The organism is Methanoregula sp., assembly GCF_041663825.1.
Lineage (GTDB): Archaea > Halobacteriota > Methanomicrobia > Methanomicrobiales > Methanospirillaceae > Methanoregula.
This window is the reverse complement of the sequence record NZ_JBAYLY010000002.1, coordinates 23,141-37,488: the sequence shown is the minus strand read 5'-3', so window position 1 is coordinate 37,488 and position 14,348 is coordinate 23,141. Positions and strand designations below refer to the sequence as shown.

Annotated in this window: 19 protein-coding genes and 2 tRNA genes; 10 read left to right on the top strand and 11 right to left on the bottom strand. The window is 54.8% G+C overall.

Annotated elements, in window-relative coordinates:
- Window positions 1-28: 28 nt before the first annotated feature.
- The 7 genes from WCX19_RS01335 to WCX19_RS01305 form a co-directional block, all read right to left on the bottom strand.
- Complete coding sequence (locus WCX19_RS01335) at window positions 29-1,009, bottom strand: biotin--[acetyl-CoA-carboxylase] ligase (protein WP_373003831.1); 981 nt, start codon at window positions 1,007-1,009, stop codon at window positions 29-31.
- 5 nt (window positions 1,010-1,014) lie between these two features.
- Window positions 1,015-1,437 (bottom strand): DUF2111 domain-containing protein, encoded by a 423-nt coding sequence (locus WCX19_RS01330; protein WP_373003828.1) that lies wholly within the window; start codon window positions 1,435-1,437, stop codon window positions 1,015-1,017.
- Window positions 1,438-1,474: 37 nt separating this feature from the next.
- A complete protein-coding gene (locus WCX19_RS01325) occupies window positions 1,475-2,050 on the bottom strand; it encodes a hypothetical protein (RefSeq protein WP_373003825.1) in 576 nt (191 codons plus the stop codon).
- Entirely contained in the window at window positions 2,047-3,480 is a 1,434-nt protein-coding gene (locus tag WCX19_RS01320) for an RtcB family protein (RefSeq protein WP_373003822.1), read from the bottom strand. Before WCX19_RS01320 ends, WCX19_RS01325 begins: the two co-directional genes overlap by 4 nt.
- Window positions 3,481-3,491: 11 nt before the next feature.
- Complete coding sequence (locus tag WCX19_RS01315; RefSeq protein WP_373003819.1) at window positions 3,492-3,899, bottom strand: archease; 408 nt, start codon at window positions 3,897-3,899, stop codon at window positions 3,492-3,494.
- Window positions 3,896-4,183 carry a hypothetical protein gene (locus WCX19_RS01310; RefSeq protein ID WP_373003816.1) on the bottom strand — a complete coding sequence of 96 codons (288 nt, stop codon included), beginning with the start codon at window positions 4,181-4,183 and terminating at the stop codon, window positions 3,896-3,898. Before WCX19_RS01310 ends, WCX19_RS01315 begins: the two co-directional genes overlap by 4 nt.
- 65 nt (window positions 4,184-4,248) lie before the next feature.
- Window positions 4,249-4,557, bottom strand: a complete 309-nt coding sequence (locus WCX19_RS01305; RefSeq protein ID WP_373003813.1) for a DUF2551 domain-containing protein — start codon at window positions 4,555-4,557, stop codon at window positions 4,249-4,251.
- A 209-nt stretch (window positions 4,558-4,766) separates the two neighbouring features.
- Here WCX19_RS01305 and WCX19_RS01300 point away from each other — a divergent pair, with 209 nt between their 5' ends.
- From WCX19_RS01300 to WCX19_RS01275, 6 genes are read left to right on the top strand one after another with little or no spacing between them, the layout of a single operon-like run.
- Window positions 4,767-5,621 carry a protein translocase subunit SecF gene (locus WCX19_RS01300; protein ID WP_373003810.1) on the top strand — a complete coding sequence of 285 codons (855 nt, stop codon included), beginning with the start codon at window positions 4,767-4,769 and terminating at the stop codon, window positions 5,619-5,621.
- Window positions 5,618-7,072 (top strand): preprotein translocase subunit SecD, encoded by a 1,455-nt coding sequence (locus WCX19_RS01295; protein ID WP_373003807.1) that lies wholly within the window; start codon window positions 5,618-5,620, stop codon window positions 7,070-7,072. Before WCX19_RS01300 ends, WCX19_RS01295 begins: the two co-directional genes overlap by 4 nt.
- Window positions 7,073-7,127: 55 nt before the next feature.
- Window positions 7,128-7,400 carry a thioredoxin gene (gene trxA / locus WCX19_RS01290; RefSeq protein WP_373003804.1) on the top strand — a complete coding sequence of 91 codons (273 nt, stop codon included), beginning with the start codon at window positions 7,128-7,130 and terminating at the stop codon, window positions 7,398-7,400.
- Window positions 7,401-8,051, top strand: a complete 651-nt coding sequence (gene npdG / locus WCX19_RS01285; RefSeq protein ID WP_373003802.1) for an NADPH-dependent F420 reductase — start codon at window positions 7,401-7,403, stop codon at window positions 8,049-8,051.
- Entirely contained in the window at window positions 8,029-8,676 is a 648-nt protein-coding gene (locus tag WCX19_RS01280; RefSeq protein WP_373003799.1) for an endonuclease III domain-containing protein, read from the top strand. Before npdG ends, WCX19_RS01280 begins: the two co-directional genes overlap by 23 nt.
- Window positions 8,649-9,185, top strand: coding sequence for an aldolase (locus WCX19_RS01275; protein ID WP_373003796.1), 537 nt, complete (start codon window positions 8,649-8,651; stop codon window positions 9,183-9,185). The genes WCX19_RS01280 and WCX19_RS01275 overlap by 28 nt, the downstream gene beginning before the upstream one ends.
- A 53-nt stretch (window positions 9,186-9,238) precedes the next feature.
- On the opposite strand, the gene aglJ is transcribed toward WCX19_RS01275, so the two are convergent.
- Window positions 9,239-10,162, bottom strand: a complete 924-nt coding sequence (aglJ, locus tag WCX19_RS01270; protein WP_373003794.1) for an S-layer glycoprotein N-glycosyltransferase AglJ — start codon at window positions 10,160-10,162, stop codon at window positions 9,239-9,241.
- A gap of 38 nt (window positions 10,163-10,200) precedes the next feature.
- Here aglJ and WCX19_RS01265 point away from each other — a divergent pair, with 38 nt between their 5' ends.
- Window positions 10,201-10,770 carry a DUF99 family protein gene (locus tag WCX19_RS01265; RefSeq protein ID WP_373003791.1) on the top strand — a complete coding sequence of 190 codons (570 nt, stop codon included), beginning with the start codon at window positions 10,201-10,203 and terminating at the stop codon, window positions 10,768-10,770.
- Between the two features lie 98 nt (window positions 10,771-10,868).
- Window positions 10,869-11,063: a rubredoxin gene (locus WCX19_RS01260; protein WP_373003788.1), complete on the top strand. Its 195-nt coding sequence runs from the start codon at window positions 10,869-10,871 to the stop codon at window positions 11,061-11,063.
- Between the two features lie 37 nt (window positions 11,064-11,100).
- Here WCX19_RS01260 and WCX19_RS01255 read toward each other — a convergent pair whose 3' ends face one another.
- Entirely contained in the window at window positions 11,101-11,610 is a 510-nt protein-coding gene (locus WCX19_RS01255) for a type IV pilin (RefSeq protein WP_373003785.1), read from the bottom strand.
- 267 nt (window positions 11,611-11,877) lie between these two features.
- Between WCX19_RS01255 and WCX19_RS01250 the strand changes: the two genes are divergently transcribed.
- Window positions 11,878-12,291: a tellurite resistance TerB family protein gene (locus WCX19_RS01250; RefSeq protein WP_373003783.1), complete on the top strand. Its 414-nt coding sequence runs from the start codon at window positions 11,878-11,880 to the stop codon at window positions 12,289-12,291.
- A 184-nt stretch (window positions 12,292-12,475) separates the two neighbouring features.
- Here the strand turns inward: WCX19_RS01250 and WCX19_RS01245 are convergent.
- Window positions 12,476-12,548, bottom strand: a tRNA-Asp gene (locus WCX19_RS01245).
- A 16-nt stretch (window positions 12,549-12,564) separates the two neighbouring features.
- Window positions 12,565-12,671 (bottom strand) — tRNA-Tyr (locus WCX19_RS01240).
- Window positions 12,672-12,821: 150 nt separating this feature from the next.
- Here WCX19_RS01240 and WCX19_RS01235 point away from each other — a divergent pair.
- On the top strand, window positions 12,822-14,339 hold the full coding sequence (locus WCX19_RS01235) for a 2-isopropylmalate synthase (protein WP_373003780.1): 1,518 nt from the start codon (window positions 12,822-12,824) through the stop codon (window positions 14,337-14,339).
- The last annotated feature ends 9 nt before the right edge of the window (window positions 14,340-14,348 follow it).

Here is a 14,348-nt window from a genome sequence, read left to right as displayed (position 1 = left end):
TGGAGGTTGACGATAAAAGAGTACCGGTCTACTGGTGGATACAGTCGCCGGCAATGACGCGTTCGAATTTCCCGTTGTCTTTCCTGATGATGAGCGCGCCGTACTCATCGATATCGACCGCTTCCCCGGAGAAACTATTCTTGAGCGTGCGGATGTCCACCCGGTGTTCGAGCGTACAGGAGAGGCTCTTCCATTCCCGGATGATGGTATCGTATTCCCCTCCCTCAAGGAGTGAGTAGTGGCTCTCAAACTCTTTTAAGATCCGGGCCAGAAACGAGGCCCGGTCTACTTCGTGGCCGAGCTCGGCAGAGAGCGAGGTGATATCATTCTGAAGTTCAGGCGAGAACTCGCTGATAGGAACATTTGCATCGATACCCATCCCAAGCAGGCAGTAGTGCACGGCATCTGCTTCAGCCGCAAGCTCAAGCAGCAGGCCCGCTACCTTCTTGTTCCCGATAAAAATATCGTTCGGCCACTTGATCAGGGCGCCCAGACCGAACTCCTTTCGGATCGCCCGGGCCACCGCAACGGAGCCTGCCATGGTGATCATGAAGACCCGGTCGATCGGGATATGGGGTTTTAAGATAACCGTGACCCAGATCCCGCCGACGGGAGAGACCCATGCCCGCCCCATCCGGCCGACGCCCCCGGTCTGTTCCTCGGCGATGATCACCATCCCGTGCATCTTTTCCACATCGCTCTCGGCACAGAGCTGTTTTCCCGCCCATATAGTCGACGGAGTGTTCTCCATGTACCGCATCTTTTTGCCGATAAATTTCGTATGGAGTTTCTTGTGGATCTCGTACGGGAGGAGCTTATTGCTCATGCGTGTGAGACGGTATCCTTCTTTCTGCGATGACGAGATGTCGTATCCCATCATGCGGAGCTCGTTGATGTGCTTCCAGACCGCAGAACGGGTGATCCCCAGTTCATTGCTGATGGCCTCTCCCGAGATCGGTGCGTCCGATCTTTCGAGGATCTCCATTACCCTGAATGCTGAGTCCGGCATGGTTATCACCTCTTTGATGTACTCGATTCTTCCGACAGCGGGCAGGGATCCTTGCCACACACCTGCTTTATGATGGCAGACTGGTGTTCCATGAGCGTGGCGAGATCGAAGATGCCGGTGACATCGACAACACCGATCGCGCCAATTACGTGCCCCTCGTGATCCCGTATGGGGGCAACCGTCACCGGTACACCTTTGTAAACACCCAGTTCGGGGGTCGTTTTTATTACAGTATTCAATGCGATAGCCTGTTCGAGCACCGGGCCGGTATAATTGCGGTCGATCACCCGGCCGTCCTCGATCCGGATCCCGGGTTTCAGCAATGATTTCGCCGTCACCGGAAGGCGATGGATGATCTCGTGGATGGCCATCACTACCGGTTCAAGATCTGCTGCCTCCGCAGTTTCACAAAAAGTATAGCGGTGCATCGGACACAACCTCACTATCATTCTGGTCTTTTTCCTGCTAGAATAAGGTTTGTGTCCCGGTAGCGCAGAATTTTTTTATAAATGCACGGGAGGGGTATTCGTGGACGCTTGTTACAACCACAGTTCCCTTCCCCACCGTTTTCTCGATAATGACAGTCGACCCGCCCGCTGCCCCTGCAGCACTTCCCTCGTGCGCAGGGAATATGCCGTCGCATTCGATGCAGGTGGGATCGTAATCCTCCACGAGAGCAGTTCCCAACTCGGACGACCCGCATGTAATCTTTCGGGGAAAAACCTCGTGCCGGTACGTGACCGGGAACGGCAGCCAGTCATACGCATCCGCACGGTCGATCGCTGCCCCAAAGACAAGGAGGTTACCGCCGTTCTCGACAAATTGTTCTATTCGCTCTGACGATGCCCGAAGCGCAGGAAGCAGACGGCAGTAGGCCGGGTTTGCAAACCCGGTGGGGATGATAAGGCAGGTAAACGAGCCACGGAAAAACGGGGCGGCGAGCATATACGGGGTGACGAGCTCGCACGGGATGCCGCAGTCCTCGATGAACCTGACGAAATGCTGGGAAGTCTCCCAGACAAATCCCGCCCGGCAGCTCACCCCTTGATCACTCCCAGCGGGGATAGGCGGGCGACGAGGGCCGAGAGCCCGACATCGTGGACTACCTGCACCACCTCGCTGCTTGGCTTGTACACCTCCGGCGCTTCATCGGCTATCGCCGCTTCGTTGGGCGCCCGGACAATGATGCCCTGCGCGAGCAGGTGATCGGCCACTTCTTTCCCGGTCATCCTCTTCTTTGCCTGCGACCGGCTCATGACCCGGCCCGAACCGTGGCAGGTGCTGCCAAAGGTGCGCTCCATTGCGATTGCGGTCCCTTTGAGCACGAACGAGGACGTTCCCATGCTGCCGGGAATGATCACCGGCTGGCCAATCGCAGCAAGATCCCCGGGCAGGTCCGGAGCGCCCGGCCCGAACGATCGGGTGGCTCCCTTGCGGTGTACGCAGAGCGAAGCCCGGTGCCCGTCGACCGTGTGCTCCTCGATCTTTGCCACGTTATGGGTGACATCATAGACAAGCGGCATGCTCTCGTACCCGATGGAAAACATCCGCTCGAACTGGAGGCGGGCCGCGTGCATGATCAGCTGACGGTTGGCCCAGGCATAATTCGCAGCGGCGGCCATCGCGCCGAAATAGGCCTTGCCTTCAGGAGACTGGATAGGGGCACAGGCAAGCTGGCGATCCGGGAGCGGGATATGATACTTTTTTGTCGCCTCTTCCAGCGTCTTGAGATGATCGGTGCAGACCTGATGGCCGAGTCCCCGGGAGCCGCAGTGGATCATACAACAGATCTGGCCTTCTGCAAGACCGAACGCTTTTGCCGCGGACTCATCGTAGATCTCGCTCACAACCTGGATCTCAAGGAAGTGGTTGCCCGACCCGAGCGTTCCTCCCTGAGGGATTCCCCGGGCCCGGGCCTTGGCCGAGACTGCACGGATATCGGCCTGCTTCATATAGCCGCCCTCTTCGCACCGGGCAAGATCCCGTTGTGTCCCGTACCCGGCCTCCACCGCCCAGCGTGCACCCTTTTCCATCATGGTTGTAAGAGCAGTCGGAGAGACCTTCAGGGAACCCTTTGCACCGACACCGGTCGGCACGGCCTTGTACAGGGACTCGATAAACTCCCGGGGCTTTTTTATGTCCGCCTGCTTAAGCGGCGTGGTAAAGAGCCGGACCCCGCAGTTGATGTCAAAACCGACACCGCCGGGGGAGATGACGCCCTCGTCAAGGGAAAATGCAGCAACGCCACCTATAGGAAACCCATAGCCCCAGTGGATATCCGGCATGCCAAGCGAACACCGGACAATCCCCGGGAGGGTTGCGACGTTAGCCAGCTGCTGCACGGCACCGGGTTCAAGGAGTTCTGCGAGCGCATCCGAGAGGAAAAATCTTCCCGGTACCCGCATGCCGGGCACAAACCCGACCGGGATCTCCCACTCATTTACACCGGCCCGTGTAACTCCGTCAAGCATTTCTTCACCATTTATACATCAAATAAGATGTCCAGCATATATCCCTTGGCATCCCGGGTAATGCACATCCCGGAGTACGAGATCCCCTTGACTTCAGTTCCTTTATTATGCCGCTCGGGATCGAACGGCTCGCCGTCAAGAACCGCATGGAGATGCGTGCCGTCAAGGCAGACATCAGTCCGGCAGAAGACCAGCCCGTCCACCTCAGTGACATACAGCACTTCCGAGAGGAAATCACAGATCAGCGATTCCAGGTCCTTCCCGTCGAGATCGATCGTTTTTTGTGTCCCGCCTCTCCGGTCTCCGCCGTACATCACCTGCATCAGCGCGCTACAGGCCTCTCCAAAAAGACCCTCCAGCGTGGGGGCACAGGCGCGGATCTTCACATCTGCGGTGTGGGACAGTTCTTCGTAACTCATCTCTGCCCGTACCCTGCCAAATCATCTTCATAGAAGGGTATCATGTCACTCCGTATTTCATCGAGGTAACGTGCCTGGTGAATGGAGACATAGATAGTGTGGTGGGCGGCCTCGATAAGAAGATCACTTTTCTTTGGGGGTTTTACGCGTACAGGGAGAAGGATCGGGCCTCCGCAGGAAGTACACACGCGGAAATCGCAGTCTCTCTTCGCAATATAGTCCATGACATCAGGTGCAATCGCAATCCGGGAGACTTCGGATGTATCAGAAGGATTACCGGGCATTATGTCAGTACTATTGTAAGGAGTTGTTAAAAAACGGTTATGGTTTAAGTGAGGGGCTTAAAAGATCATATACTCACGAGCCGGACAACCATTGCGGCATACTTCTCCTTGAGCTCATAGGTACTGACGCCCCCTGTATTTCGGTTGACCTTCAGGATCCCGATGCGGGAGGCAATAATGCCGACCATCGAGGCCATCGTGTGAAATGAAACCGAGAACTGCTCTTTGAGTTCATCAAGGATGTCTGCAATCGTCATCTGCTTAATGCGCAGGAGGAGCCGAAGCACCTCGCGGCGGATGCCGGTCTTATCCCGGGAGAGATACGATCTCAACCGCCCCTCAATCATACTTTCGATCTCAAACTGAGATCTCATAACGTAGTGTCGCAACTTTCTCCATATATATTTTGTGGATTTTCCCGTTTTAAAAACCCTGTTTGGAAATCCCGCCATTCTGGCAAGGAAACGCAGATATTCTGCGAAATTGCTGTCGGGGCCGTGATCAAAACCGTTACCGGGAGATGGTGCGGACATCACCAGCAATCTGGTAATTATTTAATTGTTCATGAACAGATGAATATGATATGGGATTATTCAGTTATAACATCGAAAAATATTCACCAAAACAACTGGTGATAATCCCGATGGTACTGCTTGCCATAGCGCTTGTGGTGCTTGCGTTTGTTACGGTAACGATCGGGATGCCGGTCAAGCCGGGTATCGATTTTTCTGGCGGGACTGCCGTAACCGTGATCACCCCTGACACCTCCGATCAGATCCGTGCAGTATTCGCCGGCTATCCTCTCGTAAGTATCAGCGAAGGGCTCAACAACGGGAAATTTATCACCTTCGGGACAATGGACGATACGAAATACCAGAGCCTGACCGCTCTTATCTCAAGTAAATACCCGGATGCACGGGTAGACCAGGTCGGGGAATCCTTTGGTAAGACCCTGCAGGATCAGGCGTTCATCGCGATCATCCTCGCCTTCATCGGCATGGCAATTGTCGTCTTTGTTGCATTCAGGACCTTTATCCCGTCCTGTGCAGTCGTCCTCTCGGCGTTTGCCGACATGGTCATGACCGCCGCGATGATGAATGTCATCGGTATCCCCTTGTCACTCGGAACCACCGCGGCACTGCTCATGCTGATCGGGTATTCCGTGGACAGTGATATCTTACTCACGACACGGGTTCTCAAACGGCAGGGAAAACTCAACGACAAACTGTCCGGGGCGTTCCATACCGGTATCATCATGACTTCCACGACACTCGCGGCGGTTACGGTGCTGCTCGTGGTGTCCTGGATCGGACAGATCCAGGTCGTTGAAGAAATTTCAGCAGTCCTCCTGATCGGACTTATCTTCGATATCCTGAACACCTGGCTCACAAACGTCGGCATACTGAAATGGTATGTCCTTAAAGGAGGCGGGAAATGAAGCAGGAACGGATAAAGGACCTCTTCAAGGACTGGCGGGTTCTCACGCTGATCATCCTCTTGGTCCTCTCGGTAGTCGCCATCTATCCGCATTTCGACAACAAGGGTAACCTGACGACAAACCTCCAGTACGGCCTCGATCTCCAGCAGGGGGCTTGGCTTCAGCTCGAGTTCCAGGCAGAAGTGGTCGGGTACTCAACGACAGAGCCGGTCAATTCATTTGTGACCAACCTCTCAAAGACCCTTGACACCGATGTTATTGTGGTCGATACCAACCACCTCGAGATCCGAAAATACTACACGCAGGAACAGCTTGAATCCTACTTTGAGGCCGAAGGCGGGAAAGTGATCTCGTACCAGCCCGGCGTGTCCAAGGATACTGCAACTCTGGTAAAACGCATCCTTGAACAGAAGATCAACACGATGGGTACCAAGGATGCCAAAGTCAATACCCTTACGGGCGTTAACAACGTCGCCCGGTACGTGCGCGTAGAGATGGCCGGCGTCGATATGAACGAGGCCCAGCAGATCGTCGGTAAGCAGGGTAAGTTCGAAATCCGAATCCTGACAACAGGTAACGAGTCCGAACACGTCCTCTATGGCGATACCATCACCAGTGTCCAGGTCCCAACCAAGGATACATCGGGCAACTGGGGTGTAGGGTTTACCTTAAGCGATGCGGGTGCCGCAACATTCCGGGATGCAGCTATCAAGTACGGCGCAACGGTTGACCCCGATCACCACCAGCTGGCGATGATCCTCGATAACAAGACAGTCTATTCTGCACCGCTGTCATCGAACCTTGCTTCCTCCCTCCAGAGTGAACCCACCCGCAATATGGTTGCATCTACCGGTACGGGAACAGCCGGACAGACGCAGGCAACAAATCTCGAGATTCACCTGCGTGCAGGTGCGCTGCCGGTTGATGTGAAGATTGCCGGTTCCGGCTCGACCTCTGCGTCACTCGGGTCACACTACATGACCATGTGCCTGATCGCCTTTATCCTTGCCCTCATCGCGGTCGCGTTTGTGATCTTCTACCGGTACCGCGAGCCGAGGATCGTGCTCCCCATGGTATTGATCAATGCCTCGGAAATCGTGATCCTGCTTGGGTTCATCAGCGTGATCAAGTTCCAGATGGATCTACCAACCATCGCCGGGTTGATAGCCGTGCTTGGGACGGGTATAGATCAGCTGGTCGTTATTACCGATGAGATCCTTCACGAAGGGATCGTCCCATCGCCAAATATCTACCTGAAGAGACTTGCCCGGGCGCTCACCATCATCGTGATAGCGGCTGCAACCGTGCTGATTGCGATGCTGCCGCTTGCACTCATGGATCTGTCCACGCTCAAGGGATTTGCCATCATCACCATGATGGGTGTCCTTGTGGGTGTGATAGTGACAAGACCCGCCTATGGTAAGATCATCATGGAGATCCTCTCCGAATAACAATACCATAGATTTATCTTTTTTTTTATCGACTACTCTATCCGGGTATGATTACATGACGAGACCTGTTCTTTATGACTTTTTTGCCACGTGGTGCGGCCCCTGCCGTATGCAGACACCGATCATCGAGGAACTGGCAAAGAAACTGGGCGATGCCGTTGAGATAAAAAAAGTGGACGTTGATGAGCACATGGATCTTGCAGAAAAATATGGGATCCGCGTGGTGCCGACCCTTATTATCGAAAAGGACGGAAAAGTGGTCCAGACCATGGAAGGCGTCACCGACGCCGCAACGCTTGAAAAACTGCTCCGGCCGCTGGTGGGATAAGTGAAGATCGGAATAGTTGGCGGCACCGGGGATATCGGGGAAGGCATGACGATGCGCCTCTCCCGGGTCTTTGACGTGGTTGTCGGGTCGCGGGAGCAGGAAAAGGCCGAAGCGAGCTGCGCGGTAGCCCGGGAGACCCTCAAAAATCGCGGGCAGTCCTGCTCGGTTCATGGGGTCTCAAACCAGGGAGCGGTCGATGAGGCCGATATCGTGATCCTCGCGATCCCGTTCAAGCACGTGGTGCCGACCCTCTCGACCCTGCACGGCTTTGAGGACAAGATTGTCATAAGCCCGGTCAACCCGATGGAAAAACAGGATCACTTCGTATTTGTCCCGCCACCGGAAGGGGCAGCGGCGCTGTTGATCAAAAAACTCCTGCCAAAGGAGGCGCGGCTCTGTTGCGCGTTCAATACCATCGCCGCAAACCGTTGGAAGGCACTGGACGAGGAACTGGACTATTCGGTACCGGTCTGCAGTGACGATGAGGATGCAAAGCACCAGGTGATGGAACTCGTGAACCGGGTCTCCAGGCTCCAGGCATTCAATGCCGGCCCGCTTGCCGTTGCACCGATGATAGAATCGCTCACGCCGCTGGTGCTCAATATCGCCCGGTACAACAAGATGCACGATGTCGGCATCCAGTTCCGGTAACGACGCCACAAAGGCCAGAAAAATAGTCGGTATCCTCAAAACCCGGTTCGGGGAGATCCCCTGGTGGCCGGGGGATACCGACGAGGTCATGATCGGGGCGATCCTGACCCAGCAGACAAGGTGGGAGAATGTCATGCGGGCACTTGACCTCCTGAAGGAGCGGGGGCTCTGTTCGATGCAGGCCATTTACACCGCAGACCCGTCGGAGATCGAAGAGGCCGTGCGGTGCACCGGGTTCTACCGGATAAAGGCACACCGGCTCAAGTCCCTTGCGGTTTTTGTGGTCGAAAACTGTGGCGGGATAGAACCGATGGCGACCATACCTACGCCCGCGCTCCGGGCCGGGCTGCTCGCAGTGCACGGCATCGGAGAGGAAACGGCAGATAGTATCCTCTGCTACGGTTTTTCCCGGCCCAGTTTCGTGATCGATGCCTATACGAAACGTATCGCGCGGTGTGCCGGTATAACCACCCCGCGATCGGCGCTAAAAACTCTTTTCGAGAGCGTTCTTGCGGTGGATCCCCACGTGTACCACCAGACCCATGCCCATATAGTGGAATACGCCAAAGGAGGGTGTACAAAGAAGAGGTGCGAAGGATGCCGGATTATGGCTTTGAACGGATAGGAAAACGGCTGTTTGCCGAACATCTCGTCGGTGGGAATTTCGGGAACATGAGCGTGCGGGACGGGGACGCCGGTTTTTTTATAAAAAAAACAGGCGCCTACCTCGACACCCCGGGTGAGCCGGTCTTTGTGCCGTTTGACGGGCCGGTCCCAAAAGACGCCTCAAGCGAGTACCGGGTCCATCTCGCGGTATACCGCTCGACACCCTACCGGGCAATCGTGCACGCCCACCCGCCCTGCGCAGTCGCCGCATCCCTCACAAAAGACGAGATCCGGCCGCTGGACAGCGAAGGAGAGATGTTCTGTCCCATAATCCCGGTCGCATCAGGGGCGCCCGGGACTCAAGGGCTTGCGGATGCGGTCGCAAAAGAGATGCGGCGCAGCAAACTGGTCATTGCACGGGGGCACGGGACATTTGCCGCCGGTGCGACACTTGACGAGGCATTCCTTCTCACATCCCTTGCAGAACATGCCTGCAAGGTCATCGCATTAAAAACGATGTTCCTTTAAAAAAAATCCACGAAACCGTTTTAAAAAATATCTAATTTTACTTTTTTAAAATTTTATTTCAGCTGCTTGGGCGGCTGGTTCAACTGGATCTCACGGATGATCTCACGATGGAAGACCAGCAGCATATCTGATATCACTCCGAACATGAAGATCTCGATACCGACAACAATGAGAAGTACGGTAAGGATAGTCAGCGGGATATGATCGATGTGGTGCAGCCATTCAAGAAGAACATACACCCCGGTGAGCAGGCCAAGGAGTGAACAAAACAGGCCCATAATACCGAAGTAAAACATCGGGTTGTTAACCCTCGCAAGGCGGTAAATCGTGGACACGATCCGGATACCGTCATGGAAGGGGGAGAGTTTTGTCGGGGTTCCCGGACGGCGCGAGTACCGTATAGGCACCACCATGATCCGCTGGCCGTTTCTGACCGCTTCTACGGACATCTCGGTCTCGATCTCAAAACCGCTCTCCTTGAGGTTCATCTGTTGGACAGCCAGTTTGGTAAACGCCCGGTAACCGGAGAGGATATCATGAAGATCCCGGCTGTGAGCGAGCTTAAAAAAGAGGTTGAGCATGTGATTACCAAAGAGGTTGAGGCGCGAGAACGATCCTTCTTCCGCGTTGATGAGCCGGTCGCCGATCACCTGGTCGAATCCCAGGAAAAGCGGGGTAAGCATCTTCTCTGCATCCTTTGCCGAGTACGTGCTGTCACCGTCAAGCATCAGGATATATGGCTGCTCGATCACCTCAAACGCCTCGATGATCGCATTTCCCTTTCCTTTACCTGACTGCGTCTTAACCAGAGCACCGGCATCCCGGGCAATTTTTACAGTATTATCCGTACTCTTGCCATCCATGACAAGAATATGGGCATACCCGATATCCCGGAACTCTTTTACTACCGTGCCAATAGTCAGGCTCTCGTTTAACGTGGGGATAAGGATACAAACCTCATCTTTGTTGAATTTCATTGGTATAGTATTTTTAATCCGTTATCATAAGTGCTTCTATGCACATCCCGAAAAAAGGCCTCCGGGCGCTCGGCATTGCGGAGAGTTATTCCGGCCGGGAACACTCGACCCTTGCCGGGATCGTGATGAGGAAAGACCTCATCATCGACGGGTTTGCATTCTCCCGTGTGACAGTCGGGGGTGTGGATGCAACTGACGCAGTCCTTGAAATCGTCACGGCCCTCAACCGCCGGGACATCAACGTTATCCTCCTCTCGGGCTGCGTGATCGCCTTTTTCAACATCATCGACCCCGGGCAGGTACACGACATGACGGGGTTACCGGTCATCTGTGTGACGTACGAGGAATCTACCGGGCTCGAAGGAGATATCCTCCACCATTTTCCCATGGATACCACACGGCTGGATGCATACCGCCGGCTGGGTGCACGCACACCCCATTCTCTGCCGGACGGGCAGACAGTCTATCTCCGCAGTTGGGGACTTGATCCTGCAGATGCCGGCCGGCTCTGCACTGCGTTTACCTGCGAGGGGAAGATCCCGGAACCCCTCCGGGTCGCCCGACTTACAGCCCGCGCCGCCCACCGTTTTGTCAGCTACCCTGTTTAAGACTTTTTTTAGGAGATGTAACTCCCCGTTACTTGCCCCCACAGGAGATTTCATATCTGGTAAGGTAGATGGGTAAAAAAGAAAGACGAGGTAACCAGATGACACAACAGACGGTAAAACTCGCCCGCTGGGTATGTCTTGAATGCCACTATATCTACGATCCCGCAAAAGGGGACAAGAAAGGGGGAATCCCGCCGGGTGTCCCATTCGATGATCTGCCGGACACATGGCGCTGCCCGGAGTGTAATGTCCTTAAGGCAAAGAAAGGCGTATTTAAGCGGCTCGACGATTAACGCCGGGCCAAAAGTCCTCTTTTTCTAAAGAACCGGTTCATGCCGTATAGGTGTGGCGCGAGATAATCTGATCAGTTTCCACATCATAGACCTCAAAGGTCACTACATCGCCCGGGTGAAATGTCTTGTCGGAATAATCAATAAAAATGAGTTCCCCGGGATCCCATGTCGTGCCCCGTGACCCCTGTCCACCGAGATTCTGGATTTTGTAGTGGTGAGTGGGAATAAAATTATGTCCGTTCACGGTTTTGATGGAACTTTCCAGAGGATCCCCATTCCGGTAGGTCAGCGCATAGAGGTTCAGGTTCTTATAGCCGGTTTCCCCGGCATTCATGACCATCATCCGGCTGTCGTAGGTCAGACGGTCATAATCATCCACATGCCGAATCTTCGTAATCTTGAAAATTTCAGGAACAGACTGGTCGAACTGGTACGGAAGCTGGATCATCATGAGCAGGACAAGTGCTGCAAGAATAAAGGTGATCGCGAGCATCAGGAGTATCCCCATCGCCGGTGATGTAGCTTTCTCGGATCTGCAACTGGACAACAATAAACAGTTTTCTTCTTTTTGGATTATGAATGAAGAGTATTTGATTTTTTAGAGAGGTGCCTGTAACCCGGAAGGTGAGCACATGTGTAACTCAGGATCCTCCCAAGGGGAATTATGATTCCCGAAGCACGTTTTTGCGAGTAGATTTCCTTGTTTTGGTAAAACCGATACCCGGGCACCCGCATCCTGCCCGGAAAGTCATGTTCATAGATACAATCAATTACCATCAGGAGAAAAATACTAGAGAATTCAAAAAGGTGAATCATGGGAATTTTTGACAGATTATCCGGAAAACCCGTAGAACTGACTCCGAAATCAGCACTTGTGCTCTCCGCTATTACCATTATCGCGGCAGACGGCGTTATCGAGGACTCCGAACTTGGCGACCTTGCAAAGATCGTCCGCGGCGACAGGAAGTCGATCGATGTGGCAATGCAGGTCTTAAAGGCAAACAAGTTCCCCGAAGTCATCGATCTCGTCGCACAGAAGCTTGACGAGAAGCAGAAGATCGCAACCCTTGCGATTCTCTGTGATATTGCGATGGCAGACGGTGTCCTTGCCGGCGAGGAGAAGGCAGTCCTCCAGCTGTATATGGACAAGTTCGGCATCCCGGAAGCAACGATGAAGCCCATTATCGAAGCTATCGCCATCAAGAACGACTTCTCGGTCTTCGCGTAACTATTATTTCATATACCTTTTTTTAGTACGTTTTGAAACGCAGGGACGGGTCCATTTTCTGGATCGCACCGCCCATTTCATACCAATGGGGGCCCATCGGAGATTTTCTGCGAAGGGAACTCTGGTAACCCGTGTTATCGGATGAGATAACAAGGGTAAGAAGAAATTTTAAAAAACAAAGCCACGCCCAGGTCGGAATTCGAATCCGAGTCGATTGCGTGACAGGCAATCATGATAGGCCGCTACACTACCTGGGCACTTTTTTACAGTATATCCCGCCTCCCGGATTCGGACCGGGGACATCGCGGTAGCCGCGCAGTTGCCGTTCATCGGCAAACCATACTACAGCCGCGCACTCTACCAGGCTGAGTTAAGGCGGGGCACTCTGCCTAATAATGTAGGGGTAGTTTCCTATTAAACATATCGTAAGTTACCGGTTTTACAGGGGATGAAAACGGCAAAAACCGGGCTGGTGCAGGGTTTCTTTAAATAATCCGGGGGCACATGATGTTGTATGGCTCGCAAGGATTTTGCGGGGGATCGTTTTCTTCACCGATAGCCGTGCGAAGAATAACGTGACCGTTTTTGATACGACACTCCGTGACGGGGAACAAACCCCGGGGATTGCCTTCACATTTGAACAAAAAATTGAGATTGCCCGTCAGCTCTCCGGCATCGGCGTGCATACGATCGAGGCAGGGTTCCCTGCATCATCGGCTGCCGAGAAAGAGACCGTGTCCGCCATCAAGAAGCTCGGCCTCTCTGCGAATGTCTGCGGACTCGCCCGGTCGGTCAAAGCCGACGTGGATGCCTGCATCGACTGCGATGTCGACATGATCCACGTGTTCATCCCGACATCGGACATCCAGCGGGAGAACACCATCAACAAAAGCCGGGAGCAGGTACTCGCGATCACAAGCGAGATCATCCGGTACATCAGGGGGCATGTGGACAAGTGCATGTTCTCGCCCATGGATGCGACGCGGACAGATCCCGACTATCTCGTTGAGGTCTGCCGCACCGCCGCCGCTGCCGGGGCCACGATCATCAACATCCCGGACACCGTCGGGGTCATCTCCCCGTCGGGCATGAAGACCCTGATGGGCCGGCTCGCCCGCGAGGTGGACTGCCCGCTCGACGTCCACTGCCACAACGACTTCGGCCTCGCGGTCGCAAACACGATCGCCGCGGTCGAAGCCGGCGCCTCGCAGGTGCAGGTGACGGTGAACGGTCTCGGTGAGCGGGCCGGCAATGCCGACCTCGCCCAAGCCGTGATGATCATGGAGGCGATCTACGGCATCCATACCGGGATCGCAAAAGAGCGCCTTGTCGAGACCTCGCGCCTTGTCTCCCGGTTCTCCGGCCTCGGTATCCCGCCCACCCAGCCGGTGGTCGGGGAGAACGTCTTCTCGCACGAGAGCGGCATTCACACGCAGGGCGTCTTAAAGTGCACCGCGACGTTCGAGCCCGGCATCATGACCCCGGAGATGGTCGGGCATCGGCGCCGGCTCACGCTCGGCAAACATGTCGGCAGGCACGCGGTGCGCCAGATGCTTGTGGATGTCCACATCGAACCCGATGATACACAGCTCGACACGATTGTTGAGCGCGTGAAAGTGATCGCGAACAAGGGGAAACGGGTGACCGACGCCGACCTCTACGAGATCGCCGAGAGCGTCATGGGCATCGAGATCGGGAAAAAGGTACTCCAGCTCGACGATATCGCGATCATGACCGGCAACCACGTGATCCCGACGGCAAGCGTTCGGGCGCAGGTCAACGGCACCGAGCATGTCTTCTCAAGTGTCGGGAACGGCCCCGTGGATGCGGCGCTCAACGCGATCATCGGGATCCTGCCGGTAAAGATCCGGCTGACCGAGTTCAACATCGAGGCGATCAGCGGGGGCTCGGACGCGATGTGTCACGTGACGATCGCCGTCGAAGACGAGCACGGGCACATCTACGATGCAAGCGGGAGCGGTGACGATATCGTGCTCGCCTCGGTCGATGCGCTCGTAAACGCGATCAACCTCACGAGCAGGGACTAACCATTCCAT

Bases quoted from the DNA above. Each gene is read 5' to 3' on its own strand.
- WCX19_RS01310 (WP_373003816.1), bottom strand. From the start codon at position 4,183: ATGCCCGGTAATCCTTCTGATACATCCGAAGTCTCCCGGATTGCGATT.
- WCX19_RS01280 (WP_373003799.1), top strand. From the start codon at position 8,029: ATGTCGGCATCCAGTTCCGGTAACGACGCCACAAAGGCCAGAAAAATA.
- WCX19_RS01305 (WP_373003813.1), bottom strand. From the start codon at position 4,557: ATGAGATCTCAGTTTGAGATCGAAAGTATGATTGAGGGGCGGTTGAGA.
- WCX19_RS01335 (WP_373003831.1), bottom strand. From the start codon at position 1,009: ATGCCGGACTCAGCATTCAGGGTAATGGAGATCCTCGAAAGATCGGAC.
- WCX19_RS01315 (WP_373003819.1), bottom strand. From the start codon at position 3,899: ATGAGTTACGAAGAACTGTCCCACACCGCAGATGTGAAGATCCGCGCC.
- WCX19_RS01275 (WP_373003796.1), top strand. From the start codon at position 8,649: ATGCCGGATTATGGCTTTGAACGGATAGGAAAACGGCTGTTTGCCGAA.
- WCX19_RS01330 (WP_373003828.1), bottom strand. From the start codon at position 1,437: ATGCACCGCTATACTTTTTGTGAAACTGCGGAGGCAGCAGATCTTGAA.
- WCX19_RS01260 (WP_373003788.1), top strand. From the start codon at position 10,869: ATGACACAACAGACGGTAAAACTCGCCCGCTGGGTATGTCTTGAATGC.
- WCX19_RS01295 (WP_373003807.1), top strand. From the start codon at position 5,618: ATGAAGCAGGAACGGATAAAGGACCTCTTCAAGGACTGGCGGGTTCTC.
- trxA (WP_373003804.1), top strand. From the start codon at position 7,128: ATGACGAGACCTGTTCTTTATGACTTTTTTGCCACGTGGTGCGGCCCC.
- WCX19_RS01250 (WP_373003783.1), top strand. From the start codon at position 11,878: ATGGGAATTTTTGACAGATTATCCGGAAAACCCGTAGAACTGACTCCG.
- WCX19_RS01300 (WP_373003810.1), top strand. From the start codon at position 4,767: ATGGGATTATTCAGTTATAACATCGAAAAATATTCACCAAAACAACTG.
- aglJ (WP_373003794.1), bottom strand. From the start codon at position 10,162: ATGAAATTCAACAAAGATGAGGTTTGTATCCTTATCCCCACGTTAAAC.
- WCX19_RS01320 (WP_373003822.1), bottom strand. From the start codon at position 3,480: ATGCTTGACGGAGTTACACGGGCCGGTGTAAATGAGTGGGAGATCCCG.
- WCX19_RS01265 (WP_373003791.1), top strand. From the start codon at position 10,201: ATGCACATCCCGAAAAAAGGCCTCCGGGCGCTCGGCATTGCGGAGAGT.